The organism is Parasaccharibacter apium (genome assembly GCF_002917995.1).
In the GTDB taxonomy this organism is placed as follows: Bacteria; Pseudomonadota; Alphaproteobacteria; order Acetobacterales; family Acetobacteraceae; genus Bombella; species Bombella apis.
In genome coordinates this window covers 135,144-161,260 of record NZ_LMYH01000003.1, presented here as the reverse complement: position 1 = coordinate 161,260, position 26,117 = coordinate 135,144, and the positions used below count along the sequence as shown (strand labels likewise).

Here is a 26,117-nt window from a genome sequence, read left to right as displayed (position 1 = left end):
CACATTCTTCCCGTCCCGGCACACAGGATGATGCCCCAACCTGTCCCCTGAACTGGGGATAAGTCGGGGCGTGCCGGTCATATCTGATAATTCGTGAAGTCCTGGTCCATGTCGCCAAAACGGACGATACGGGCGGGGTTGCCCACGGCGGTGGAACGGGGCGGGACATTGCCCAGCACGACAGAAGCGGCTCCGACACGGGCATGGGCACCGATTTCCAGATGGCCCAGTATTTTGGCACCAGCGCCAATCATGCAGCCCTGCCGGATGACAGGATGGCGCTGCCCGCTGTTTTTGCCGGTTCCCCCGAGCGTGACCCCCTGAAAGAGGGAGACGTCATCCTCAATGATGGTGGTTTCCCCGATGACGATACCTGTGCCGTGATCGATTGTGATGCGCTGGCCGATGCGGGCGGCAGGGTGGATGTCTATACCGAATTTCTCGTTCACACGGCTCTGGAAGTGATAGGCCAGTGGTCTGCGGCCAGCCAGCCAGAGATGATGGGCAATACGGTAGGATTGCAGGGCATGAAACCCCTTGAAGAACAGGAACGGCGTAGCAAGGTCCGGGCAGGCGGGGTCCCGCTGGAAGGTCGCCACGATATCTGATGCTGCAGCCCGGACGATGTCGGGACTGGCCTCCAGCGTGGAGGCGACAAGGTGCATCAGGGCGGCTTCCGACATGGCCCGGTCTGTCAGCTTGGCGCTGATCAGTGATGTCAGGGCAGAGGCAAAATCCGCATGGTTGCAGATATTCACTGCAAAAAGCCCCTGGATCAGAGCATCGGAACAGCCGCAGGCCTGCGCCCGCATGGTGGTCCAGAATTCTTCCAGAAATCCGGGCTCTGATGAGGAGTGTGGAAACCTGTCGAGAAAAGTGGCCATAGCTGTTTTCTTATAGCCCCATGGCACGTTGGACAAAACCATGACGCAGGGATGGCAGGCGCTTCAGGGCCATGAGTCCCGCATGGCGAGCATGACGGATGAGGGGCATGTCGGTGCTGAAGAGCCGCTCCATCATGTCGCAGCCTGCCAGCATGGCGAGATTGCCCGGACGGCTGAGACGCTGATAGCGTCTCAGCAGTGCAGGGTCTCCTAGATCCTGTCCCTGCGCATGGGCGTCTCCCAGAAGGTCATTCAGGGTGCGGACATCACGGAAGCCGAGATTCATGCCCTGACCCGCCACGGGGTGCAGCCCGTGCGCTGCATCCCCGGCCAGAAGCAGCCGTGTGGCGCAATAGCGATGGGCATATTGCGATGCCAGAGGGTACGTCCAGTGGGTGCCCGCCTGCTCCAGCGCACCAAGGTCTTCCCCACAGAGACGGTCCTGAACCAGCCGGGCAAAGCTGCGGGCATCAAGCCGGGTGAAATGGTCGATGCGCTCGGGCCGGTCTGTCCAGACGATGGCGGAGCGGTGAGGGTGGGCTTCGGTGGCAGGAAGAGGGAGCCGGGCGAAAGGCCCCTGCGGCAGGAAGTTTTCCAGAGCACTGCCATGATGGGGTTTCTCATGGGCCAGAACGTTGACCAGGGCAACCTTGTGATAGGGAATGCGGGTCAGCCCGATGCCGGCCTGCTCGCGGAGGAGAGAGCGTCGCCCGTCTGCGGCAATGACAAGGGAGGCCGTAACGGTGTCCCCCGTATCTAGGGTGATCCGGGCGCTGTCGGGCGAGAAGGTGAAGCGGCCCGTTGCTGGTGCCCGGACATCCAGCCCTGGCTGGGCCATCAGGGTACGGGCGATGGCTGCCAGAAGGTTGTGGGCTTCCACCATCCAGCCGAAGGGGCGGCCTTCTGGGGCATCATCACCGGTAAAGCTCAGCCCGTCTGCAATGCTGCTGCGGGATGCCGAGGGAATGCGCCCCTGACTATCGGTGACATGGATGGTGGTGATGGGTTGGGGAGACAGGGGCAGGGCCTGCCAGATTCCCGCTTCTTCCAGCAGGGGGCGGACGCCTTCAGCAAGGGCATACGCCCGGCCATCGGGATTCTGCGCCGGGGTGGGAGAGAGGGGAGCCCGCTCCAGAAGGAGGATGCGCAGCCCTTTCTGCGCAAGCAGGCAGGCCAGTGTCGCCCCGATGGGGCCACCACCATTTATGCAGAGGTCGTAATCCGTGCCCATGGCAGATGTTCCTTCCGGCCCGGTGAATGGCAGGATGCTCCCGTCATGGCGGTACTTTCCGTCAAAGGAGCAGGTCTATCGTGTCTAGCCCTATCCTTGCGGAAAAGAAAGTCTTGCAGAAATCGTTATGAAGGTGGCACGATTTTGTCTTCATGCAGCAGAAGAGCCATGGGAGAGGGCCGCAAGGGATGAAACTTGTAACGGCGATCATCAAACCGTTCAAACTGGACGATGTGCGGGAGGCTCTTGCCGAGCTTGGCGTGCATGGCCTGACAGTGACGGAGGTACGGGGCTTTGGGCGCCAGAAAGGCCAGACGGAAATTTACCGTGGGGCGGAATATACGGTCAGCTTCATTGCCAAGATCAGGGTGGAGACAGTCGTGGCGGATGAGCGCGTGCCAGACATCATCCAGGCCATCACGGAGACGGCCCGGACAGGCCGCATCGGTGATGGGAAGATCATGGTTACCAATGTGGAACAGATGGTGCGCATCCGTACTGGGGAAACCGGCGAGGGAGCTCTGTGATGCGTGCGATTGATACGGGTGATACCGCCTGGATGCTGGTCAGCACGGCGCTGGTCCTGTTGATGACCATTCCTGGTCTGGCTCTTTTCTATGCCGGGATGGTGCGGCGCAAAAACGTGTTGTCCACCATGATCCAGTCTTTTGGCATATGCTGTATTGTGAGCATTGTCTGGATGGTGCTGGGCTACAGTCTGGCCTTCACGACGGGCACACCCTGGATTGGTGATCTGTCCCGTTTCTTCCTGGGGGGTGTGGCAGAGCATATCCATCAGGGTGCGGACGGAGCCTTCACGCTGGGCGCCGGGACTTCGGCTGAAACCCCCATGACCATCCCGGAAAGTGTCTATCTGATGTATCAGATGACCTTCGCCATCATCACGCCAGCCCTGCTGACAGGCGCTTTTGCCGGGCGAATCCGCTTTGCGGCACTTTGCGTGTTCACGATCCTCTGGTCCCTGCTGGTCTATTCTCCCATTGCCCATTGGGTCTGGAGTCCGCTGGGCTGGGTGGCTGGTCTTGGTGCCGTGGATTTTGCGGGTGGAACGGTCGTGCATATCAATTCCGGGGTGGCTGGTCTTGTCTGTGCCATCATGATCGGCCGTCGGTATGGGCTGAAGCGGGATGATATGTCCCCGCACAATCTGGCCTATGCCATCATCGGGGCTTCCCTGCTCTGGGTGGGCTGGTTCGGCTTCAATGCCGGGTCGGCACTCGGTGCGAATGGCCGTGCCGGCATGGCCATGCTGACAACGCAGATCGCCGCTGCTGGTGGTGGTGTTGGCTGGATGGTGGTGGAATGGTGGCGGCATGGCAAGCCGACGGCGCTGGGCATCATCTCCGGTGCGGTGGCGGGCCTTGTGGCTGTGACCCCGGCTGCTGGCTATGTGCTGCCCGGTGGGGCTCTGGCCATCGGGCTGATAGCCGGTGGCGTCTGCTTCTACAGCGCTGCCGTGCTGAAGAACAGGCTGGGCTATGATGACAGTCTGGATGCCTTTGGTGTGCATGGTGTTGGTGGCATTGTCGGAGCCCTTCTGACAGGTGTGTTTGCTTATGGGCCGCTTTCAGCGACGGCAGCCAGTCCTGCCGGTGTGAGCGGCGGATGGAGCCAGCTTCTCCGGCAGGCTGAGGCTGTCGGTGTCACGATTGTCTGGTCTGTCGTGCTGACGGCCCTCATTTTCTGGGTTGTGGACAGGCTGATCGGTATGCGTGTCTCTGCCGAGGAAGAGCAGATGGGTCTGGACCTGACCCAGCATGGCGAGCGACTGAACTGAGGCACTGGCAGGGCTGTTTTGTCTCTTGCCGGAGGCAGGGCAGCCCTATAAGGCTGGTAGGCAGTACGGTGAGGCCGGGCTATCCGCCCGGCTGACTGTGGCGTTCTGCCCCTGTGGCTGCGCTATCACGAACGATGAAAAAGGGGTGAGACTATGAAACTGTTGCGTCTGTGCCTGCCCATGGTGGCCTGTTCCGTACTGGGTGTTCAGGGCGCTCTGGCTGCTCCGTCTCCAGCGGGCAAGATGTCTGCGGCGGCCTGTCGTCAGGCTTTCAGCGATGCGAAGAAGGCCGGTACGCTGAATGGTCAGAAGTATGCCGATTTCAAGCTGGACCATTGCACGGGCAGCGCTGCGGCGGCTCAGTCCCAGTCTCCTGCTGCCTCCACGCCGGTCGCTTCTGCCCCGGCTGAGACAGGCAAGCCGGCTGCGCCAGCTGCAGCTGCTCCGGTTGCCAGCGGGAATGTCCTGTTCCCGGCTCGTGTTTCGCCGGAGTTTGCGTCTCTCTCACCGGGCAAGGCGCGTATGAAGACCTGCCTGGCACAGTATAATGCCAATAAAAGCAGCGGGCGTAATGGCAGCCTGAAATGGATCCAGAAGGGTGGCGGTTATTACTCCGAATGCAACACCCGGCTGAAGAGTGCAGCACAGTAAGCTGGTTCCGGTTGTTCCTGATATGGAAAAAGGCCGCTCTTCCGCAGCGGGCCTTTTCTGTTGCAGGGCATTCTGAATGCCGGTGGGTTCAGGGCAGGACCGGTCCTGCCCAGTGCCACCATGCCTGGGCTATGTCCCTGTCCATCAGATGGTCTGCGGCCCTGATGGCTTGGTCAGCTGTCTCGAACAGGGCGAAACAGGTCGCTCCTGACCCACTCATGCGATGGAACCGCACCTGCGGTAGGGTTGCCAGAGTTTCCAGTACGGTCGCAATGACGGGCGCCTGAGCGATGGCATGGGGTTGGAGGTCGTTTTCCGTCTGCGCCAGAAAGGCGATGAGAGCGTCCAGCGTGGGCCAGCCTGCTTCCGGGAAGGCAAGTGGCGGGCGGGGGGTGATGCCGCCTGTTTCTGCCAGACGTCGGAAAATGCTCGGGGTGGAGACACCGACCCCCGGATTGACCAGAAGCATCCCCATCTCTGGCAGGGGCGGGGCTGCTGTCAGGATGTCACCAATCCCTTCCATGCGTGTGGCTTTTTGTGCCAGACAGACTGGGACATCCGCCCCCAGTGTTGGGGCGACATGGGCGGCCGCTTCCATTGGGAGGCTCCAGTGACGGGTCAGCAGGCGCAGGGCGCAGGCGGCATCGGCAGAGCCCCCGCCAATGCCGGATGCCACCGGTAGCCGTTTTTCCAGCGTGAGGGCAGCGGCGGGCTGTCTGGCTGCTTCCTCCCCCCGGGTCTGGCGCAGGGCCCGGGCGGCCTTCAGGACAAGGTTGTTTTCATCCGCTTCCAGCCCTTTTGCGAAAGGACCCTGTAGCGTGAGGCTGTCTGCCTGACCCTGTGGTCCGGTGGAGAGGTGGAGATGGTCACCCGCTCCAGCAAAGACAGCCAGACTGTCCAGCAGGTGGTATCCGTCTTCACGGCGCCCGGTGACGTGGAGGAACAGATTGATCTTGGCGTGAGCCATATCCTGATGCAGCGCCATGGCAGGGCATCCTTGCAGAAGAGGCCGGGCAAGGCGGGAGACTGATCTGCTCTGGCACCATGTCCGGGGGAGGGGTGTTCATTTCCGATGAGGCTATGTAACAAATTGAAAGCTCAAAGACCATGAGGGGGTGCAGCCGCCCCTTCATCCCGTGGAACTGTAGAGAAGAGATCTCGCTCATCATGGCATCTTTCCCGGCCTGCTCTGCTCAGGATGCTCTTGCTGCCCTCCGTCTGCATCAGGAATGGGGTGTGGATGCTGTCATGGAGGACATGCCGTGGGATGTCTGGGGTGAGAGCCCTGTTCTGCCGGATCGTGTGCGGGCCCGCCAGAAGGCTGCTGCTCCAGTGGAGAAACCTTCCGCGTCCCGTCGTGTTGTCAGGGGGCGGGACGAGGTGTTGGCTGATATCGCTGCGGCCCGGGATGTTGCCGCCCTGCTGAAGGCCAGCCAGCAGCTGCCGGGCGTTGGCCTGATGCGGACGGCCAAGCATCATCTGGCACCTGTCATCGTGGAGGGAGCCCCATTTCTGCTGGTGGGGGATGTGCCAAATGAGGATGAGGACCGGCATGGAACTCTTTTCGCTGGTCCCATGGGGGCCCTGTTGGACAGGATATTGGCCTCCATAGGGTTGAAGCGGTCCCAGCTTTCCATGGCGCCGGCCATCCCCTGGCGCCCGCCGGGAGGGCAGCGTGCCTCACAGCGTGATGTGGAAGCCTGCCTGCCCATTCTGCACAGGGCAGTGGCACTGGCACGACCTCGCCGGATTGTGACGATGGGCAGTACGCCCGCTGCCATGCTCTTACAGAATACCTCCCGGCTGAGTCAGTTGCGGGGGCGCTGGCATGAGGCTCATGTGCCGGGGCTGGAGGGGGGTGTGCCTCTGTTACCTCTCTGGCACCCGGCCCAGCTGGGGGAAACGGCGGGACGACGGAAGGCGCTGTGGGCTGACATGCTCCTGCTGGATGCGACTCTCTCACAGGAAGCAGCGCAGGCTGCCGATTCGTAGTCGGGAACAGGTGTTGATGCAGGAGGCTGAGGGCCGGAATGGGAGTGAATTTCATAATTTCTTAATTCTATCGCTGACCAGATACAGAAAAAAAGCTAACAGCGTGTAAAATCAGAAGAATATTCTGGATTCCTGGCTAGGGAGCCGTTACTATGAAAGGCACACTGGAATTGTCTGGCTTGACGTCAAGGGTTGCCAGAAAAATAAAAGCGGGTTACGTCCCTCGGCATTATGCGATGGATATTGCCATGTGGGTCTCCCGCAGTGTGGCGTGGTGCCGTTCTCGGTGCTGCCATTCTGGCGGGAAACACTGTTTTTCCGGCGCAGGGGCAGGCTCTTTCTTTTCCGTCCCACGTGCCGGAGTATTCAGACGGTGAGGGCCACGATGCACCACCTTCTTCCATGGTGGGGGTTTCCCTGCCTCATCCTTTGCCGGCCACGGTGGCCGGACACTACAGGGCGCTTTTTGCGGCAGTCCGCTCAGGTGATGCGGCCCGTCTCGGGGAATTGACCCATGGCCCGGGGACGGATGGCACGGCGGGACAGCTCCTGCTGCCGGATTATCTGGCCGAGCGGTACCTGAGTATATATTTCACTCCTTCCGAGTCCGAGCTGGACAGCTGGCTCCGTCGTTATCCGGCTCTTCCTGATGCCCCGCTGCTCAGGCAGAAGCAGGAAGAGCTGCGTCGGGGGGTGTCTGCTGCTGCCCCGTCTGCCGGGTACCGGAATGTTGCGGATATCCAGCAGTCCGACCGGGCGACGTCCTTTTCCCAGACACTGGTCCGCAATGGTTTTCTGGAGCGGGACCTCATGGACAAGGCCTCCTCCGGGGAGGAAGGTGTCCGCAGGGCACTGGCCCAGCTGCGTGTCACACCGGGGATGTCTCCGGCTTATGCTGCCCAGCTGTATGGCGAGATTGCCATGCAGGCTCTGAGCCAGGGTGATACACGGACAGCGCTGCGTGTTGGTTCTGCCGGACTGGAGAAAGGGCAGTACCGGGTTGGGCTTCCTGCTTTTGCAGCTGGTCTGGCTGCCTGGCGGGAGGGCCAGCTTGATGCGGCCTACAGCCTGTTCGAGACGGCGGCCAATGCCGAGCAGACAGATGGTGACGTGCAGGCTGCGGCGTCTTTCTGGGCCGGACGTGTGGCGGAGCGGCACGGCAAGACAGCCCTGTATCGTACATGGCTGCGCCGGACATCCGTGCAGAGTGAGAGTTTCTATGGCCTGCTGGCCGGGCGCCTGCTGCATTCCGAGAAATCACAGGCCGCTGCCGTTTCCGGCGCCCTTTCCACGATCGGGCGGGCTGGTGCGAAGCAGGCATCCCTGAGTGAGGTGGACATTAATGTCGTGGCCTCCATGGGGGAGGGGGAGCATCTTTTCGCCCTGATCCAGCTCGGTGAGCAGGGGCGTGCCGAGATGCTGGCCCGCCAGATGTGGCAGGATGCGCTGGCTGACCCTGTTCGGGCACATTCGCTCCAGCTCGTCGTCAGAAAGGCCGGGATGCGTGCTCTGGCTGACCAGATGGAGCAGGCGCTGGCAAAACTGGATCATAAAGAAGAGTTCAAGGATGCTCTGGGGCCATTGCCCGACCTGCGGCCCCATCATGGTTTCCGTCTGTCGTCGGCGCTCGTTTATGCGGTGGCCCGGATGGAATCCAATTTTGACGCCACGGCATCATCGGCTGCCGGGGCGTACGGGATGATGCAGGTGAGGCCGACGACGGCCAGCTTCGTAAGTGAGCAGTACCACCTGCCTCAGACGGTTGCAGCGGCCTCCAGTGATGATTTCAATCAGGAAATGCAGCGCCGCCTGCGGGAGCCGGGCTATAATCTGGAGGTCGGGCAGCTCTATATGCTTTATCTGGCCCACAGCCTTGCCCAGGGGGAACAGAGTGATGGGGCGTCGCTGCTGAAAGTTCTGGCCTCCTACAATGCGGGACCGCAGGCCATTCTCCGATGGGAAAGCGGCCAGAAGGGTCTTCAGGACCCGCTGATGTTCATAGAGTGTCTGCCCAGTCCGGAAACGCGCCAGTATGTACGTAATGTTCTGACCAATGACTGGGTATATGGCCGCCGTCTCCATGTGGCCACGCCGTCTCTCGTTTCTCTGGCTGATGGCCAGTGGCCGAGCTTCCGTGAGGAGGAGCAGGGGCGTGACTCGCCCAGCTGAGCTCTGATCCGGCATGCCGAGGGGTTCGTTTCACAAAGCCCAGACTGGAGTTTCATGCATGGCAGCATGAGGCTCCAGCTGGGTTTTTCTTTAAAAACCCACCGGAAACTGCCCTTTTTCGTAAAATGGACTTGCCGTAGGCGAGATGATGATGACTGAGATGTGCATGGGTGGCCCGCTTGCCCGGTGAGACGTCTTTCCCTAAAAAAGGCGATGCGTGCTTTCCTCGATGAGAGTGGAAAGCGAGCGATGATAATATGATACCGTGTCTCTCAGGGGGAATTATCCGTCTGTCTGTGGGGTGTCCAGCCGAACAGCGAGTGCTTCAATGTCTCTGAATTCCGTTGTTGAGAGTGTAACGTCCAGAATTATTGAGCGGTCCAAGACGTCCCGCCGTCGTTACCTCACTCTTATGGAGCGTAATCGTGAAAAAGGTGCAGACAGGTCCCGGCTGACCTGTGGCAACCTGGCTCACGCCGTCGCTGCCTCCAGCGCTGCTGACAAGCAGGAGCTGGTGTTTGAGCAGCGTCCCAATCTGGGGATCATTACGACCTATAATGACATGCTCTCCGCACACGAGCCCTATGGCCGTTATCCAGAGCAGATGAAGGTTTTTGCGCGTGAGGTTGGTGCCACGGCTCAGGTTGCTGGTGGGGCTCCGGCCATGTGTGACGGCGTTACGCAGGGGCAGGAGGGGATGGACCTCTCCCTGTTCTCCCGTGATGTGATCGCCCAGTCCACGGCTGTCGGTCTCAGCCATGCCATGTATGATGGTGTTGCTCTGCTTGGCATCTGCGACAAGATCGTGCCGGGCCTGCTGATGGGTGCGCTGCGCTTCGGCCACCTGCCGGGTATGCTGATCCCCTCCGGCCCGATGACCTCCGGCCTGCCGAACAAGGAAAAGGTCCGTGTCCGTCAGCTCTATGTGCAGGGCAAGATCGGCAAGGATGAGCTGATGAAAGCCGAAATGGCTTCCTATCACAGCGAAGGGACCTGTACTTTCTATGGTACGGCCAATACCAACCAGATGATGGCGGAGTTCCTTGGGCTGATGATGCCGGATTCCTCCTTCATTCCGGTTGATACGCCACTGCGTCAGGCCATGACACGTGCCGGTGTGCATCGTCTGGTCGAGATCAGCAACAAGGGCAAGGATCCCCGCCCGATGGCGGAAGTTGTCAATGAGAAGGCCATCGTCAATGCGATTGTCGGCCTGATGGCAACAGGTGGTTCCACGAACCATACCATCCATATCCCGGCCGTGGCCCGTGCTGCTGGCATCATCGTGAACTGGGAAGATTTCTCCGATCTCTCCGCCGTCGTGCCGACACTCTGCAAGGTCTATCCGAGCGGTCCGTCCGATGTGAACAAGTTCAACGAGGTTGGTGGCCTGCCGACGGTCATCGCCGAGCTGTCCGATGCAGGTCTGCTGCACCGTGATGCTCCGACCATCTCCGAAAACGGCCTTGAGGACTACGCCAAGCGTGCCCTGATGGGGAATGACAAGAACGTCGTCTACACGCCGGCCAAGCCTTCCAGCGATCCGGAAATCCTGCGTGGTGCGAAGGAGCCGTTCCACCCGGTGGGGGGCATCCAGCTGCTTCAGGGCAATCTGGGCCGTGGCGTGTACAAGTCCAGCGCCGTGGCAGACAACCTGCTGACCATCGAGGCTCCGGCCCGTGTCTTCCAGTCCCAGACCGCCGTGAAGGAAGCCCAGAAGGCTGGCGAGCTGCATCGTGATGTCGTTGTGGTCGTCATCGGCCAGGGGCCCCGCGGCAACGGGATGCCCGAGCTGCATAACCTGATCCCGTCCCTCGGCGTCGAGCTGGACCAGGGTTTCAAGGTGGCTCTGGTGACGGATGGCCGTCTCTCCGGTGCCAGCGGCAAGGTTCCGGCCGTGGTGCATGTTGGTCCAGAAGCCCAGGTGGACGGACCGCTCGCCAAGGTGCGTGATGGCGATGTCATCCGTGTCTGTGCCCGCACCGGCAAGCTGGAAGCTCTGGTGGATGAGAAGGAATGGGCCGCCCGCACGCCGACCAAGCCGCACCGTGCGACAGCCGGTACGGGGCGTGAACTGTTCGCCCTCATGCGTGAGGTGGCTCCGTCCGCCGAAGAGGGTGCTTCACCGATGCTGTTCATGATGGATCGTGAACTTGAAGAAATCGGTGACGATGTTGAGAAAGGAACCGAGGTATGAGCTACATCGAGAGACTGGATGCGGTGATGGACCGCAGCCCGATTATGCCTGTTCTGGTGGTTGAGGATGTGGCCAAGGCCCGTCCGATCGCCGAGGCTCTGGTCGCTGGTGGCATCTCCACTCTGGAAGTGACACTGCGTACACCGGCTGCTCTGGATGTCATCTCTGAGATGTCCAAGGTTGAGGGAGCTCTGGTCGGTGCCGGTACGGTGCTGAATACCGAGCAGATGGACAAAGCCATCAAGGCCGGTGCGAAGTTCATCGTCAGCCCCGGCATCACGCCGGCTCTGGCCAAGGGTGCGCTGGAGCGTGACATTCCGTTCCTGCCCGGCACGGCCAATGCCAGCGACATCATGATGGGTCTGGACCTGGGGCTGCGCCGCTTCAAGTTCTTCCCGGCCATGACCAACGGTGGCATCCCGGCCCTCAAGGGTCTGTCCGCCGTGTTTGGCAACCTTGGCGTGCGTTTCTGCCCGACAGGCGGCATCACCGAGGCTACCTACAAGGACTGGCTGGCCCTGCCGACCGTTGGCTGTGTCGGTGGTTCCTGGCTGACAGCTGGCGATGCGTCTCCTGAGGAAGTCGCCAAGCGGACCAAGGCTCTGGGCCTGCGCTAAGACTGGCGCTGCATGAACCGGGGGGAGTTCCCCCGGTCTGAAAGATGGCGGGCTGTACGGCATGGCTGTACCCCGCCATTTTTGTATCTCGCTACAGGAAAGAGTGTGGACGGGGTGCCTGTTGTATTCAGGTAACAGACTGGTCGGATAATCATGAAAAAGTGATCTTTCAGTTAAAATGTATCCCGTTCCCTGATACAACTCTGACCAGTCAGTCAGGAGGGATTGTTGCAGGCTGTTCGTACTCATATGACGTCAATCATCGGCCTGTCCGGTGTGCTGCTGACGGCCATCATGACGACACTGAACGAACAGGTCTCGGCGCAGGGTCTCAATGACATCATGGGCGGGATGGGGCTGAGCCATGATCCGTCCCGCTGGTTTGTCAGTCTCTATACGTCAGCACAGGTCATCGGGGCCGGACTTTCGCCGTGGATGGCCATTACTTTCAGCCTGCGGCGGTGGGCCTTTTTCGTGCTGGGACTGGCGGTGTGCAGCATCGTGCCCACGGCGTTCTGCCAGACGCCGCTCCTGCTTTACATCCTGCGGAGTGTGCAGGGGCTGGCCGGTGGTTTCGCCATCCCGCTGCTCATGTTTTCCATTCTCAAGATACTGCCCTTCAACCTCCGGGCCTATGGCCTGGTGGCCTACACGCTGGTTTCCACCTGTTTCCCCTATCTTGGGACAATGCTTGCCGGATTATGGACGGACCTGCTCAGCTGGCAGTGGATCTTCCTTCAGGCCATTCCGCTGGGAGCATTGGCAGGGCTACTCATCTGGTACGGGATGCCCGTCATGGAGCCACAGCATCATCGGCTCCAGATTTTCAACGGGTATGGCCTTCTGTTCTTTGCCGTGGCGGCCTGGTGCCTGACGACCGTCCTCTCCCTTGGGGACTGGCTGGACTGGTTCAATTCACCGCTGGTCTGTGTGCTGGGCGCCATCGGGCTGGCAGCCGTGCCACTGCTGATCTGGAATGAATGGAAGCATCCTCTGCCGTTTTTCCGTTTTCAGCTGCTCAGCCGGAACAATTACATTTACGGGGTCGGGGGGATCAGCCTGTTCGTGGTGGTGTCCCTTTCGGCCTCCGCCGTGCCCTTGCAGTTTCTGACGAAGGTTGTGGGGTACCGGCCCGAGCAGAGCTATCTCGTGACGCTGGAAGTCGCCGCCGTGGAGATCGCCATAGCCCCGCTGGTGGGTTACCTGCTCAACCGGCGGGATGTGGATTGCCGGATTGTCGGCTTCTTCGGCATGGTCTGCATGTTCATCGCCTGTTGTGGAGATTCACTGGTCACTTCCGTGTGGCAGAGGCCGGAATTCTATCTCTGGCAGTTTCTTCAGGGGATTGGCGGTGTGATGGTGCTGTCCTCCCTTCTGCTGATGTCCACCAATGCTGTGGTGGCGGAAGAATCGCCCTTTGCCGTGGCTCTGGTGAACATGCCACGGGCCTTCATGATGGTTGGTGGTACATGGCTGATGGAGCTTGTGGGCCGCTGGCGGGGCGGGCTTCATTCGGACAGGCTGGCGGATCATCTGGGGCAGTATCGTTATGCGCTGGTGCAGGGCAGCAGCCCGCTCATCCAGAGTCCGACACCGCTCCTGCCAGACGGACGGCCCCGCTATCGGGGAAGCATGGGGTACCTCAAGGAGCAGTTCCATCATCAGACAGCCGTTCTGACCCTGTCGGACCTGTTCTGCGTTCTGGCCGCCCTGCTGGGGCTATTGATGGTTTTCATCCTGCTTGTCCCCGTGCGGACCTATCCGCCATGGGTCGTGTTCGCTCCCCGTGGAGCAAGGAAATCCCCTGACCATCCGGCAGCTCATCACAAGGAGACAATCAGGGCATGAGGGAAGAGCAGAGACACGGGATGATGGGCATGACAAGGCGGGGGAGATGGGGATGACGCAGAAATCAGACAAACAGGCCGGAGATGCCCGCCCGCAGGCCAGTGTCACCAGAACGGTTCCGAGTGACGGGGCTGCTCTGGCACGGGAAAGACGGCGACGCTGGCCGTTCCTGCTGGCCGGGGGGATCATCCTTGCCTTCATCATCAGCGTGCTGGTCATTGTTTTTGTGCCCGCAGCGCATGTCTGGACGAATGATGCCTATGTGACGGCCCATTACAGCGTCATTGCTCCCCGTGTGCCGGGGCAGGTCGTGTCCGTCCCGGTGGATGACAACCAGACCGTCCATGCCGGGGACATTCTGGTGCAGCTGGACCCACGGGACTATCAGACGGCCCTAGACCAGGCCCGGGCGGTGGAAGCCCATGACCGTGCCCTCGTGATGGATGCCGCTGCCAGCGTGGCCCGCCAGCCCGCCATCATTGCCGAGGCAAAGGCACGGGTGGCCCAGCTTTCCGCCCAGCTCCTGTTCGCACGGCAGAATGCCAGCCGCTATGCCCATCTGGCCCTCAATGGTGCAGGCAGCCGGGAAGAGGGTGAGCGGACCCGGGCCAGTCTGGATGATCTGACGGCGTCCCTTCAGGCAGCGGAGGCCCAGAGGGATGCCGCCGAGGCGCAGCTCCGTGTGCTGGAGGCCCGGCAGGATTCCAGCCGCCGTCAGGTGGACGTGGACCGGGCACGGGTGCATCAGGCCGAGCTGAACCTGTCCTATACGGCCATCCGTGCGCCCTTTGATGGCATGGTCGGGGAGCGCACGGTGCAGAGCGGCAACTATGTGCCTGATGGCGCAGCCCTGATGGTGGTCGTGCCGATGGACCAGCTCTGGATCGAGGCGAACTATCGGGAGCTGGCCCTCCAGCACATGCGCCCCGGCCAGAAGGCCCACATCCATGTGGATGCGTACGACATCGACCTTGATGGTGTTGTGGACAGCGTGCCTCCGGCCTCCGGTGCGGCCTTTGCGCCTCTGGCCCCGGAGAATGCGACCGGCAACTTCACCAAGATCGTCCAGCGTCTGCCCGTCAAGATCACGCTGGTGCCGGGGCAGCCTCTGGCCCGCCTGCTGCGGATGGGTTTCTCTGTCGAGACGACCGTGGATACGGGGCTGAGTTCCGTGGTCAGGGCGCAGACCCGGACGGACCGGGCGGTGACGGACAAATGAGCATGAAGGGTCTGTCTGTCTGCGGTCGGGGGAAAGTGGCCAGATGGGCCATGCTGGGGCTGGTCTCTCTGGGTGGATGTGTGCGGATGGGGCCGGACTATCATACCCCGAAGGAGAACGATCAGCCTGCCGCCTGGCAGAAGGCGGCGGATGTGCGGGAGAGGCGGAGCCGTGGTTTCACCAGTCCGGCCACGGTGGATGTCAGCTGGTGGCAGCAATGGCATGACCCTGTCCTGAACCGGCTTGTGGAGCGGCTCTCCCGGGAGAATCTGGATATCCGGCAGGCCGCCACCCGTGTGCTTCAGGCCCGGGGGCAGCTGAAGGTCGTGGCGGCGGAAGGTGTTCCCAGCCTGAACTGGGCCGGGTCCTATACATGGACACAGCAGAGCCGGAAGGGCTTCCTGACGCTCGCCCAGCCAGCTCCGGGCTCCAACCTGCAATATGAGCAGTATGCCAATATCGGCTCGGCCTCGTGGGACATGGATGTGTTTGGCCGCATCCGTCGCCTTGTGGAAGCCGGAAAGGCCCGTGTGGACGAGCAGCAGGCCTATGCCCGTGGCATTGCGCTGGCCCGTCTGGCCGATTTCGTGGAGGCCTATCTGCGCCTGCGGGCGGTTCAGGCCCAGATAGGCCTGACAGAACGGCATCAGGCCCTCGTGCGGCATGATCTGGCCCTCGTGCTGGCCCGCCAGAAGGAGGGGGCGGCCAATGATCTGGAAGTGGCGCAGGCCCGTGGGCAGGTGGAGCAGACAGACAGTGCCCTGCCGCCCCTGCGGGACATGCAGGCCGCCCTGATCAACACGATGGGGGTCATGCTGGACCTTCCGCCCCGTGCGCTGGAGGAGGACCTTCTGCCGGTCCAGCCCCAGCTGGATGTGCCCGTTTCTGTCGGGGTGGATGTGCCCTCCAGTCTGGCGCAGCGCAGGCCGGACATCATGGTGGCGGATGCCCGCCTCCATGCGGCCACGGCGGAGGTCGGGGCAGCGAAGGCGGCCTTCTATCCGGATATCAATCTGGCGGGCAATCTGGGGACGCAGAGCCTTTCGGCCGGGGACTTCTTCATGCCTGCGGCCAAGTATTTCACGCTTGGCCCGACCGTGAACGTGCCGATCTTTGAGGGGGGGCGCCTGCGGGGCACGCTGTCCCTGAAGAAGGCCGAGCAGCAGGAAGCTGCTCTGGCGTATCGGCAGACGGTCCTGAATGCGTGGCGGGATGTGGATGATGCCATCACGAGGCTGGCCCAGATTCAGCTCCGCTATCAGCATGTCACGGAACTTGTGGCGCAGAACCGGAAGGCTTACCGGGCTGCCCGCCTGCAATATGAGGATGGGGCCGTACCTTTTCTGGAAGTGGACCGGGCGGAGTCCATGTTGCTCTCCAGTCAGGTGACGTTGGCGGATCTGCGGATGGAGACGACACTGGCCGCTGTCAGTCTTTATCGGGCACTGGGTGGGGGCTGGCAGCCCGTGCTGGCTGCCACCGAGCAGCGCATGACGGCAGAGGCTGGAGGAAGGAGCGGGGAAAGATCGGTCCGGTAGGGCTGGGGAGACAGAAACGTGGCTTTTTTGCGAGGTCGTGATGTGAATCTGTCTTGCACAGCCGGAAGGTGAGGGATATGCCACAAGCATGACTGATACACGCTTTTCTCCCCGTCGTGCCCTTCTGTCCGTTTCCGACAAGACAGGGCTGGTTGATCTGGCCCGTGCCCTCGTGGCCCGGAATGTTGAAATCCTCTCCACGGGTGGATCGGCCCGCACGCTGCGTGAGGCTGGCCTGCCGGTAAAGGAAGTCTCCGAGCATACGGGCTTCCCCGAGATTCTGGATGGCCGGGTCAAGACGCTGGTACCGTGGATTCATGGCGGTATCCTTGGGCGGCGGGACAAGGAAGAGCATAAGGCGCAGATGCAGGAACATGGCATTGCGCCGATCGATCTGGTCTGCGTCAATCTGTATCCTTTTGCGGCCACGGTGGCATCCGGTGCGGATGCAGAGCAGTGCGTGGAGAATATCGATATTGGTGGTCCGGCCATGGTGCGGGCTGCCGCCAAGAATTTTGCCTCCGTGGCCATCCTGACAAGCCCGGCCCAGTATGCGGGCTTTCTGGCGGCTCTGGAGCAGGGCGGCACGACGCTGGCCGAACGCCGGGACTGGGCCGCTGCGGCCTACACCCATACGGCAGCTTATGATGGCATGATCTCCGCCTGGTTTACCCGCCAGGGTGATGAAGAGGGCAAGGTCGCCCTGCCGCCGGTCCTGACACTCTCCGGCCAGCGTGACGAGCTGCTGCGCTATGGTGAGAATCCCCATCAGGCAGCGGCCTTCTATCGGGATGGCAGTGCTCGGCCCGGTCTGGCCACGGCAAAGCAGATTCAGGGCAAGGCTCTGAGCTACAACAACCTGAATGACACGGATGCTGCCTTCGAGGCTGTGGCCGAGTTTGACGAGCCGACGGTGGTGATCGTCAAACATGCCAATCCGTGTGGTGTGGCTTCTGCCGCCACGCTGGTTGAGGCATGGAAGGCTGCGCTGCGCTGCGATCCGGTTTCAGCCTTTGGTGGAATCGTGGCCCTGAACCGCACGCTGGATGAGGCTACGGCGGAGCAGATCAGTGCGATCTTTACCGAGGTGATTGTGGCTCCTGATGCTGATGAGGGGGCGAAAACCATTCTGGCGAAGAAGAAGAACCTGCGCCTGCTGCTGACCGGTGGTGTGCCGGATGCACAGGCTCCGGGCCTGTCCTTCCGGTCCGTTTCTGGCGGGTTCCTTGCCCAGAGCCGGGATAACGGGCATGTCACGGAGGACATGCTGAAGGTCGTGACCAAACGCAAGCCGACAGCGCAGGAAATGGCGGATCTTCTCTTCTCCTTCCGTGTTGCCAAACATGTGAAATCCAACGCCGTGATCTATGTGAAGAATCAGGCTACGGTGGGTATCGGTGCCGGGCAGATGTCCCGCGTGGACAGTGCCCGGATCGCCGCCCGCAAGAGTGAGGATGCCGCGCATGCAGCCGGGGAGTCCGAGGCTCTGACAAAAGGGTCCGTTGCTGCTTCCGATGCGTTCTTCCCCTTTGCGGACGGGCTGGAGAGTGTGGTTGCCGCAGGGGCCACGGCTGTCATCCAGCCCGGCGGGTCCATCCGGGACCAGGAAGTGATTGACGCAGCCGATGCTGCCGGGATTGCCATGGTCTTCACGGGGATGCGCCACTTCAGACATTGAGGTTCCATGATGATCACCCGATTTTCTGCTCTTTTCGTCCTGATGGGGAGCCTGCTGGGCGGGCTTCCTGTGGTGGCTCAGGCAGCCGACTGCCAGTATGACGTGAAGCCCGTTCCGGTCTTCACCGGTACGGTCAGTCGCATTACGGGTGATGGGGTCCTGTTCGCTGATGGGCGGGATGTTGTCATGCCGGAATCCCTGCTGCCGTTCGTGCGTCTGGCCAATGAGGTGAAGGTGCATGGGCTGGTCAGTCTCGATGGGCGGAAAATCTGGGTACTGGCCCTGTACGACAAGGACAGGCTGGTCTGTCCTTCGGTCTTGGATGTCCGCAAAGGGGCCTACCCCGGTTCAGCTGCCTATGATGTGATCGAGCATCAGGGTGGCGGGTCTCCCTGAGCCGTTCCATGAACATTGCCTTTGTTGCTGCTTCCACCGAGGCTGCACAGGAAGCCTTGGAGCGTTTTACTGAGCGTTATGGCAATGTCCCGCTGGACCAGGCCGAGGTGCTGGTGTGTCTGGGGGGGGATGGCTTCATGCTGGAGACGCTGCTGCATATCTGTGGCAGTGATATTCCCGTCTTTGGCATGAATTATGGGACAATCGGTTTCCTCATGAACAGCCCGGCGGAGGATCACCTGCCCCAGCGGCTGGCTTATGCCCAGCATACGGAGATTGCTCCCCTGCACATGTGGGCCCGGACAAAGTCTGGCGAGCTGCATGAAGGTGTTGGTTTCAATGACGTGTTTCTGTATCGGGAGACCCGTCAGACGGTTCATATAGGCATTGAGATTGATGGCCGGGTGCGGATGTCCCGTCTGATCTGTGATGGCATCATTCTGGCTACGCCGGCTGGTTCAACAGCGTATAACCGGTCGGCCCATGGGCCCATCATTCCCCTGGGGGCGGAGCTGCTGTCTCTCACGCCCATTTCTCCGTTCCAGCCCCGGCACTGGCGGGGGGCTCTCCTGCCTGCAGGCGTGACAGTCCGTTTTACGCTTTATGACACGGACAAACGTCCCGCTTCGGCTGTGGCCGGGCCTGAGGAGATCCGTGACGTGAGTGAGGTCATCGTCAGGCTGGACGATGAAAAGAAGGTGACGCTTCTTTTCGATCCTGATCACAGCCTGTCCGAACGGATCATTGCGGAACAGTTTGCTGAATAAATCATTACTTTTTAAATACCAGTGGAGCAATTTTCTGTCTGGGGAGGAATTCTGACAGAAATGTTCCTTTATGTCTGATCGAATTCATTTTAATGTTTTGGCCAATCAGTAAAGATGGAGACATGAGATGCGCGGGACGATCCTGAACTACGATATACGCAATGGTGAGGGCATCATTAGCGGGAACGATGAAAAACGTTACTCTTTCAAGGGGGCCAGCTTCGGCTCTGAAGGTGCCTTCCTGAAGAATGGTGCAGTTGTCGATTTTGATGTGCAGGGTGATGAGGCCCTGTCCATTTTCATCGTGCCCGGGTCTGGCCAGACGCCAGCAGGAAATCTCTTTGAAGAGGTGGGTGGCAAGTCCAAAACGGCTGCCGGAATTCTGGCCCTCTTTCTGGGTGGGCTGGGCATCCACAAATTTTATCTGGGATACACCCGGGCAGGTCTGATCATGCTGCTGGTGTCGGTTCTGGGGTGTATTCTGGTGCTCCCTCCCGTCATCATCGGGTTGATCGCCTTCATCGAGGGAGTGATTTACCTGACAAAATCTGATGAAGATTTTTATCGGATCTATGTACAGAACCGCAAGGAATGGTTCTGAGCCTGCCTGCTCCAGCAGGGTGAATTTTGCAGCCCGGGTACCCGTCTGACGGGGCCCGGGCTGTAATGTTTCGTAGGGGTCAGCAGGCTGGTGTAAGCAGGGGTTTCCCGCTGAAGTGAGCCAGCAGGTTGTCGATGATGTTCTGCCCCATGGCCAGCCGTGTCTCGATGGTGGCGGAGGCCTGATGGGGCTGGAGCACGACATTGTCCAGCGTGGAAAAAGCCGGATTGATGGTCGGTTCATTCTGGAAGACATCCAGCCCCGCCCCGGCGATCGTCCTGTCCTTCAGGGCGGCCAGCAGGGCTTCTTCATCAATCACGCTGCCCCGGGCTGTGTTGACCAACACACCATCCTTGCCAAGTGCTGCCAGTATGTCGGCATTGACGATATGTTTTGTGGCAGCAGTGGCAGGAAGGGTGATGACGAGCACATCCGCCCATGCGGCCAGTTTTTCAAGGCTGGGTTCAAAAGTCAGAGGGCTGCCTTCACGGGGGTGGGGGTTGAAGTAGGCGACCTCCATGTTGCTGGCCTGTGCCCGCCGGGCTACGGCCTGACCGATGCGACCGAAACCGGCGATTCCCAGTTTCCGACCATTGAGAGAATGAGCCAGAGGGGGCAGTTTCCCAGCCGCCCAGCTGCCATTCAGCAGGAACTGCTCATTGCTTCTGAGATTCCGCTTCAGGGACAGCAGGAGGAGCATGGCCATGTCGGCCACGTCATTGGTGGAAATGTCCGTGGTGACGGTAACCCGGATATGCCGCCTCCTGGCTTCTGCAAGGTCAATCCTGTCCAGCCCGACGCCATTGACGGCGATGATCTCCAGGTGGGGGAGGGCGGCCATGACCTCCGGTGCCACACCATAGGACCCGCCCGTGGCAATGGCCCGGATTTCCGGTGCGATTTTTTTTAGTTCATCCATGGTGCTGAAGTGATGGATGACGAAATGTTCCCCCAGCGTTGCCAGTGTGGGTTCCGGGAGCGGTTCCAGCAGGAGAAGATGCTGCTGTGTCTTTGGTGTTGCCGTCATGATGCGCACTTTCAAGAGGTGGGGAGCAGGCGGGGATCAGGTCCAACCTGACCGCTGCCTAGCAGGTGGAAGGTCTGTCCAGAAAGCGGGCAGCCAGAGCCTTGCAGCCCGCTTCAACATCCCGCCACGTAGTTTCAAAGCTTTCTTCAGGACCGTAATAGGGGTCGACCACATCATCCCCCTGCCGACCGGAAACATGATCCAGCAGAAGGCTGACATGGGCCTTGCTACCAGCAGGCTGAAGCTTTTTCAGGGCAGCAAGGTGGGACCGGTCCAGTGCGATGATATGGTCGAAGCGGTCAAAATCCACGGTCCTGACCTGGCGGGCCCGGAGCTGGTTGCCATCCAGACCATGGCGCCGTGCCGTGGCACGGGCACGGGGGTCAGGCCGGTCGCCTTCATGCCAGTTCCCCGTGCCAGCGGAATCAATGTCGACCATCAGGCCGCGCTGTTCCGCCTCCCGGCGCATGGCCAGCTCTGCCAGAGGAGAACGGCAGATATTGCCGGTGCAGACAAAAAGAAATGAAGGAAAGGAGGATGAATCTGTCATGCGTTTGTCAGCCATATGAAGAATGCCAGAGTCAATATGGAGCTGATCGTACCGAAAAAAAGGACCGAGGCGATTTCACGCTCCATCATGTGATAGCGCATGGCGAGAATGACATTCATGGCAGCGCTGGGCATGGCCATGGCGAGGACACCTTCCTGCAAGGTCAGAGAGGGAAGGTGCCAGACAAAGGCCAGCATGCAGACACCAAGAGGGATAAGGACATTTCGGCCCAGCACCATGAGTCCTACAGGCAGGCTGAAGCGGACCTGCCGGGCGCAGAGGACAACCCCGGAGGCAAACAGCGCCGTGCCGCCCGTGGCGTGTCCCAGCAGCTGGAGTGAACTTTTGAGGGGGAGGGGCAGGTGAATATTGGCCAGAACCATCAGGAAGGCCAGCATCGGCGCCCAGACGACGGGTTCCCGGCAGGAATGGAGCAGATGGCCCCCCAGCTCTCGTAGCGTGGTCTGCCATGTGGGGTTTGTTTCGGCATCCTGTTGCTGCCGTTGTTGGCGCTGCTGGTCGTGATTCATCAGGATCAGTGTCAGCGGAATCTGGCAGAGATTCATGATGAGCGAAGCGACGGAAATGGGAACGGCGCTGGTTGGGCCAAAGAGCTGCCCAAGAACAGGAATCCCGATGAAGGGAACAGAAGGGCCTGTCACGGTCATGGTGATCAGGGCTGCTTCTCCCTGTCGGCGTCCCAGCCCCCAGCGCAGGATGGCAAAGAGGACGACATACACGCCCAGCATGGCAACAAGGATCAGCCCAGCCAGCGGGCCCGCAGAGAGGACCCGCTCCCGTGGAGTGCTGAGAATGGAGGCCAAGAGGGCCAGCGGCAGGGCATAAAGCATGACAAGGCGGATGAGGACACCCGCCTGATGGGAATCAAAATCCCGCCGCCATGCTGCCAGATAACCCAGCCCGAGCGTGACCAGTATGGGCAGGATGGCTTCTATGATTGTCAGGAAAAGGCCTGTTGTCATGGGCTGCCATCAAGTCCTGCGTTGGAAAGCGATGAAACAGCCTATGACGTTTTGGAGCCCGGGGAAACCATCCTGCTTCCCCGGGGTGTGGTCAGACCTGCCGGTAGGGGCCGCCAGCCTGTACTTCAATGCTGAGCATGTTCTGGCCAACACTGGCAGCGGGGGCATCATGCAGGAGAAGCTCTGCTTCACCCTGCGTCCAGCGATGGGGACCGGCTTCAATGACATCCCAGCCTTTCAGGTTCTTTTCTGTCAGATGGCGGGTGATGATGTGCTCCTTCTCGCCAACCCAGAGGGAGACCTGCCCGACCAGAATACCGAGCTCACGTCGGTCATCCACGTGTGGGCCGATACTCTCAGAGGGCCGGAATGTCCGGGAGCCCAGCGTGACCTGGCGGGCATGTGCCGGGAGGGCAAAGAGGTAGCGCCCGGCTTCATGCCGCTGAGGCCGGATGGTCCGCCCGTCTGGCAGACGGATATAGGGAGCAGGATCGGCTGTCATGCCGTCATGCGGCGTACCGTGCGACGTCCCGGCCTTGGCAATGCCGAGTTCAACGGCCCGTGCGGCAAATCTGTCATGTAGCGGCTTTACGAAAGTCTGGGAGACATCCAGCGGCGCAGCGGCGTGGTCGTCCCAGTTGAGCTGATGACGCTCTGCCAGCTTCAGGGTATCTTCCGAGGAATCGTCTTCCGGTTTGTACAGATCTTCTTCATCCGTATCCAGCCAGCTTTCCGTCAGGACACCATTGGCCCAGATGACAGAGTGCGGTTCCGTCTGCACGTGGTAATAATCGTATTCAACCTGACTGTGATCATACCGGATGGACGTGCCGTTGACGAGCATACGGGCAGGGACAAAGCGGCCCTCAAAGTAGAAGCAGTGCTCTGGCGTGACGGAAAGGTCCTTGTTGGGCAGCCCCTCACCAAAGGCATCCTTGGCGATGAGAACAGACCAGCCAGCCATGTCTTCAGGTCTGGATGTGTTGACACGGGCACGACGCTGGATGACAGCCGTGATGTCACGGATCTCTTCCCGGCCATCCACAAAGACATTGATCTGTTCGCCCTTGCGCAGGCGCTCCACGGCTTTTTCGCCTTTGGGGGTGCGGATCATGCTGCCTGCCAGGAAGCATTTCTGATAGGCGATGATGGTGTTGCCCTGTCCATCGTCATTCAGAACGAATCCGGTGGCGTCATAATTGCCCTGGAGACCGACCGCCCAGGTCTGCCCATTTTCTGTAACTGTCAGAGTACCATTCCTGATGGTCACCTTCCCGGAATTGCTGTATTTCAGCCCATCCACCTTGATGCGGGCGTTATAGCCCATGGACGTGTTGAGAAGCACCGCCCCGGAGGCCACAGTCAGCAGTCCCCCCAGATTGTTGCTGCTGCTGGCCCCGGAAGCCCCGATAATGGAGGCCCCGGAGAGGGTCCCGCCGGATTGGACCATGGTATAGGAGGCGCCAGAATGCTGCCCCGTACCGGCATCGAAGGTGACAAGTGTCTGAAGAGCTGTCCCGCCGGAGGAAACAGCCAGTTCACTGTTGTTGGCGATGCGGGCCCCGCTGACCCAGCCGCCATTGGCTACCTCGACATGCTGGACGGAAGCTCCCGAGTTCAGAACGCCAGAGGCGCCACTCATGATGGTCAGGCGGCTGATGAAGGCCCCGGAGGTGACAGTTGCCTTACCGGATGAGAGGAAGACGCTGTCGATCCGGGCGCCGGAACTGATGATGCTCGTAGCCCCATTGAGGGCAGAAAGAAGCGTGATCCCTGCTCCGTCCTGAGGGACGGTGAGGTTGACGCCATTGAGCGTGACATTGGAGACGGACGCCCCACTGGCGAGGGCGAGGGATGCCCCCGGGCCAGCGCTGAGCGTGTTGACCAGCACGCCAGAACCAATGCTGTTGACACCGCCTGTGACGTTGAACGTATTGATGGAGGCCCCGGCGGCGAGATTGTTGGTCCCTCCTGTGGCCGTGAAACTGTCGACAGTTCCGCCGGAGATGGTGCTCAGCCCGCTTGTAGCCGCAAGAGACGTGACAGATGCCCCGCCTGTAATGGTGTCGGTCCCACCGCTGCCGATCGTGAAGGTACCGACAGTACCTCCGTTGATGGTGGCTGTGGCTTTGCTGCCAACGTCAATCTCCGTGAAATTGTAGCCGGAGTCGACATAAAGGGCGGCACCAAATGTTACTGTGTTGAGCGGTGCTCCAACCCATGTCCCCATGGGCACGGAAGTGCTGATGCCTGAAACCTGCAACGGCGTGGTGGTATCCATCTTGCCGCCGGAGAGGAACGAGCCCGTCCCCCCGAGGAGGCTGAGAGTACCACCAACTGTCCCGCCAGAGCCGAGAATGACAGCCCCACCCAGCTGGACCGTGGCAGCAGAGAGAACACCTCCGTTGCTGACAGCGATGGTCCCGCGGCTGGCCAGGCTGCTGTTGGGGTTGAACCCGGCAAGGGCCGTCCCGATGGTGGCACCGGAGCCCGAAAGGAGGGTTGTACCACTACCGGTAGCGTACACGACATTGTTGAGGATTGTGGCCCCGGGAGTGATGAGGGTCGTGCCATTGTTGGTCACGACATAGTCCGCTGTCGCCCCGGAAGGGAAAACGATGCTGGTATCGGGGCTGGCATTGATGGTTGCCCCGTTGGAAATGACGGCACCAGAGGCAATGGTCAGGGTACCACCGCTATTTACGACAGGATGGCTGACTGAAGCGCCACCATCAATCTGGATGGTGCCGCCATTGCTGGCAGAGAATTCGGAGCCGATGCCTCCGGATGTGACCTCAGCATAACCCTGGCTGATGTCCACGCTGGAGGCATAGCCCCCTGAAGAGACAAAAATGGAACCGTTATTGCTGACAGTTCCTGTGCTGAGGATACCACCGGAACTGACAGTCTCCGTTCCCCCGGCGATGTTGGCAGAGAGGGAGGTCCCTCCACCGAGGATGGTCCCGACCGCCCCGGAGGAAAGGACGGAGCGGTACACGGTTCCGTCACTGCCGACCACCTCCGTGCCACCGGAGGTGATGGTGTCGTCATAGGAGGTCCCCAGCCCGTAACTGCCAGTCACGCTCTGATAGCCTGCATTCAGCCAGGTGACGTAGGTTCCGCCGGTGATGCGTATCTGCCCGCCACTGCTGATCGTGGCACCGGATGTGGTTCCACCGGAATTGAGAAGCGTCCCGCCTATGATGGTCGCTTTGGAGGAAAGACCATTGCTGACAACTGTCTGCAAAGCATTGTTACCGACAAAGATCTGGTTTTGTGAGAGCCCGTTGGAGAAAACGGACTGACTGCCGAAGATGGTGCCTCCGGTTCCCGTTCCCCCATTACCAATTCCGTAGAGGCTGCCAGGATTGAATGTCCCGCCAACCATGAGGCCACCCGATCCGTTGACCTGGAAGCCTTTGACGATGAAGTCGGCGGCCCCACCGCCTACGAGCGCATATCCACCAGAGCCGACGCTGGGATTGATGGCCGTGCCGGGTCCGTTGACGTAAGGCGCATTCGGGTCGGTGCGGGCGAGAGTGACAGCCCCTGCGAAGACGGCCCCTGACGAGCCGACAATGCCATTCAGAACGGTTCCCTGCCCCACAGCTTCGATGGACGCTCCGGAAAGGGCTGTGGCGCCCGAGAGGATACCGACTTTTCCGACGGCAGCCAGAGAGCCGCCATTTACGGCGATACCGTTGTTCAGGGTATTCTGATAGACATAGGCGAGGGAGTTCGAGATGTTGTTTCCAAGACCACCGGTCCCGGCTACGTAAATATTGTTGAGTTTGCTCTGTGCCTGTGTGGTGCTGGTCGTGTTGCCGCCCAGGATAAAGGTCCAGTTCCTTTTTCCAGTAACCTGGTTGGTTCCGATGGCTTTCAGATTGTCGTAGCTGGAGTTATAGGAGTAGGTGGCCATGGCGGATAGTGCCCCTCAGCGTCTGTTGGCGGCGGGTAATTTTAACCAA

Annotated in this window: 21 protein-coding genes; 14 read left to right on the top strand and 7 right to left on the bottom strand. The window is 60.6% G+C overall.

The window, feature by feature from the left end; genetic code table 11:
• Window positions 1–77: 77 nt before the first annotated feature.
• Both cysE and ASO19_RS01365 read right to left on the bottom strand, forming a co-directional pair.
• Window positions 78–812 carry a serine O-acetyltransferase gene (gene cysE, locus ASO19_RS01370; protein WP_227449693.1) on the bottom strand — a complete coding sequence of 245 codons (735 nt, stop codon included), beginning with the start codon at window positions 810–812 and terminating at the stop codon, window positions 78–80.
• Between the two features lie 82 nt (window positions 813–894).
• Entirely contained in the window at window positions 895–2,115 is a 1,221-nt protein-coding gene (locus ASO19_RS01365) for an FAD-dependent monooxygenase (protein ID WP_103765233.1), read from the bottom strand.
• Between the two features lie 188 nt (window positions 2,116–2,303).
• Between ASO19_RS01365 and ASO19_RS01360 the strand changes: the two genes are divergently transcribed.
• The 3 genes from ASO19_RS01360 (at window position 2,304) to ASO19_RS01350 (ending at window position 4,564) form a co-directional block, all read left to right on the top strand.
• Window positions 2,304–2,642, top strand: coding sequence for a P-II family nitrogen regulator (locus ASO19_RS01360; RefSeq protein ID WP_043558265.1), 339 nt, complete (start codon window positions 2,304–2,306; stop codon window positions 2,640–2,642).
• Window positions 2,642–3,913 (top strand): ammonium transporter, encoded by a 1,272-nt coding sequence (locus tag ASO19_RS01355; protein ID WP_043558267.1) that lies wholly within the window; start codon window positions 2,642–2,644, stop codon window positions 3,911–3,913. Before ASO19_RS01360 ends, ASO19_RS01355 begins: the two co-directional genes overlap by 1 nt.
• A gap of 153 nt (window positions 3,914–4,066) precedes the next feature.
• The gene (locus ASO19_RS01350; RefSeq protein WP_081562712.1) at window positions 4,067–4,564 is read left to right on the top strand and encodes a hypothetical protein; all 498 of its coding nucleotides are present in this window, start codon (window positions 4,067–4,069) and stop codon (window positions 4,562–4,564) included.
• An 88-nt stretch (window positions 4,565–4,652) separates the two neighbouring features.
• On the opposite strand, the gene ASO19_RS01345 is transcribed toward ASO19_RS01350, so the two are convergent.
• Window positions 4,653–5,549, bottom strand: coding sequence for a 4-(cytidine 5'-diphospho)-2-C-methyl-D-erythritol kinase (locus ASO19_RS01345; RefSeq protein ID WP_103765232.1), 897 nt, complete (start codon window positions 5,547–5,549; stop codon window positions 4,653–4,655).
• 182 nt (window positions 5,550–5,731) lie between these two features.
• Between ASO19_RS01345 and ASO19_RS01340 the strand changes: the two genes are divergently transcribed.
• From ASO19_RS01340 to ASO19_RS01290, 11 genes are all read left to right on the top strand, one after another.
• A complete protein-coding gene (locus ASO19_RS01340) occupies window positions 5,732–6,556 on the top strand; it encodes a uracil-DNA glycosylase (protein ID WP_181005177.1) in 825 nt (274 codons plus the stop codon).
• A gap of 402 nt (window positions 6,557–6,958) precedes the next feature.
• On the top strand, window positions 6,959–8,725 hold the full coding sequence (locus ASO19_RS01335) for a transglycosylase SLT domain-containing protein (protein ID WP_181005176.1): 1,767 nt from the start codon (window positions 6,959–6,961) through the stop codon (window positions 8,723–8,725).
• A 328-nt stretch (window positions 8,726–9,053) separates the two neighbouring features.
• Window positions 9,054–10,922: a phosphogluconate dehydratase gene (gene edd, locus ASO19_RS01330; protein WP_103765230.1), complete on the top strand. Its 1,869-nt coding sequence runs from the start codon at window positions 9,054–9,056 to the stop codon at window positions 10,920–10,922.
• Window positions 10,919–11,539 carry a bifunctional 4-hydroxy-2-oxoglutarate aldolase/2-dehydro-3-deoxy-phosphogluconate aldolase gene (gene eda / locus ASO19_RS01325; RefSeq protein ID WP_043558277.1) on the top strand — a complete coding sequence of 207 codons (621 nt, stop codon included), beginning with the start codon at window positions 10,919–10,921 and terminating at the stop codon, window positions 11,537–11,539. The genes edd and eda overlap by 4 nt, the downstream gene beginning before the upstream one ends.
• A gap of 249 nt (window positions 11,540–11,788) precedes the next feature.
• On the top strand, window positions 11,789–13,387 hold the full coding sequence (locus ASO19_RS01320) for an MFS transporter (RefSeq protein ID WP_103765229.1): 1,599 nt from the start codon (window positions 11,789–11,791) through the stop codon (window positions 13,385–13,387).
• 52 nt (window positions 13,388–13,439) lie between these two features.
• On the top strand, window positions 13,440–14,606 hold the full coding sequence (locus ASO19_RS01315) for an HlyD family secretion protein (protein WP_081562703.1): 1,167 nt from the start codon (window positions 13,440–13,442) through the stop codon (window positions 14,604–14,606).
• 2 nt (window positions 14,607–14,608) lie between these two features.
• The gene (locus ASO19_RS01310) at window positions 14,609–16,144 is read left to right on the top strand and encodes an efflux transporter outer membrane subunit (RefSeq protein WP_227449677.1); all 1,536 of its coding nucleotides are present in this window, start codon (window positions 14,609–14,611) and stop codon (window positions 16,142–16,144) included.
• Between the two features lie 88 nt (window positions 16,145–16,232).
• Window positions 16,233–17,822, top strand: a complete 1,590-nt coding sequence (gene purH, locus ASO19_RS01305) for a bifunctional phosphoribosylaminoimidazolecarboxamide formyltransferase/IMP cyclohydrolase (RefSeq protein ID WP_103765228.1) — start codon at window positions 16,233–16,235, stop codon at window positions 17,820–17,822.
• Window positions 17,823–17,828: 6 nt separating this feature from the next.
• Window positions 17,829–18,218, top strand: a complete 390-nt coding sequence (locus tag ASO19_RS01300; protein WP_081562697.1) for a hypothetical protein — start codon at window positions 17,829–17,831, stop codon at window positions 18,216–18,218.
• An 8-nt stretch (window positions 18,219–18,226) separates the two neighbouring features.
• Entirely contained in the window at window positions 18,227–18,985 is a 759-nt protein-coding gene (locus tag ASO19_RS01295) for an NAD kinase (RefSeq protein WP_043558284.1), read from the top strand.
• A gap of 127 nt (window positions 18,986–19,112) precedes the next feature.
• Complete coding sequence (locus ASO19_RS01290; RefSeq protein ID WP_043558287.1) at window positions 19,113–19,586, top strand: TM2 domain-containing protein; 474 nt, start codon at window positions 19,113–19,115, stop codon at window positions 19,584–19,586.
• 79 nt (window positions 19,587–19,665) lie between these two features.
• Here ASO19_RS01290 and ASO19_RS01285 read toward each other — a convergent pair whose 3' ends face one another.
• The 4 genes from ASO19_RS01285 to ASO19_RS01270 form a co-directional block, all read right to left on the bottom strand.
• Window positions 19,666–20,613: a 2-hydroxyacid dehydrogenase gene (locus ASO19_RS01285; RefSeq protein WP_103765226.1), complete on the bottom strand. Its 948-nt coding sequence runs from the start codon at window positions 20,611–20,613 to the stop codon at window positions 19,666–19,668.
• A 58-nt stretch (window positions 20,614–20,671) separates the two neighbouring features.
• The gene (locus tag ASO19_RS01280) at window positions 20,672–21,163 is read right to left on the bottom strand and encodes a low molecular weight protein-tyrosine-phosphatase (RefSeq protein ID WP_103765284.1); all 492 of its coding nucleotides are present in this window, start codon (window positions 21,161–21,163) and stop codon (window positions 20,672–20,674) included.
• A complete protein-coding gene (locus tag ASO19_RS01275; RefSeq protein WP_086442070.1) occupies window positions 21,160–22,146 on the bottom strand; it encodes an AEC family transporter in 987 nt (328 codons plus the stop codon). The genes ASO19_RS01280 and ASO19_RS01275 overlap by 4 nt, the downstream gene beginning before the upstream one ends.
• Window positions 22,147–22,237: 91 nt before the next feature.
• Window positions 22,238–26,068 carry a Hint domain-containing protein gene (locus tag ASO19_RS01270; RefSeq protein ID WP_103765225.1) on the bottom strand — a complete coding sequence of 1,277 codons (3,831 nt, stop codon included), beginning with the start codon at window positions 26,066–26,068 and terminating at the stop codon, window positions 22,238–22,240.
• Window positions 26,069–26,117: the final 49 nt, after the last annotated feature.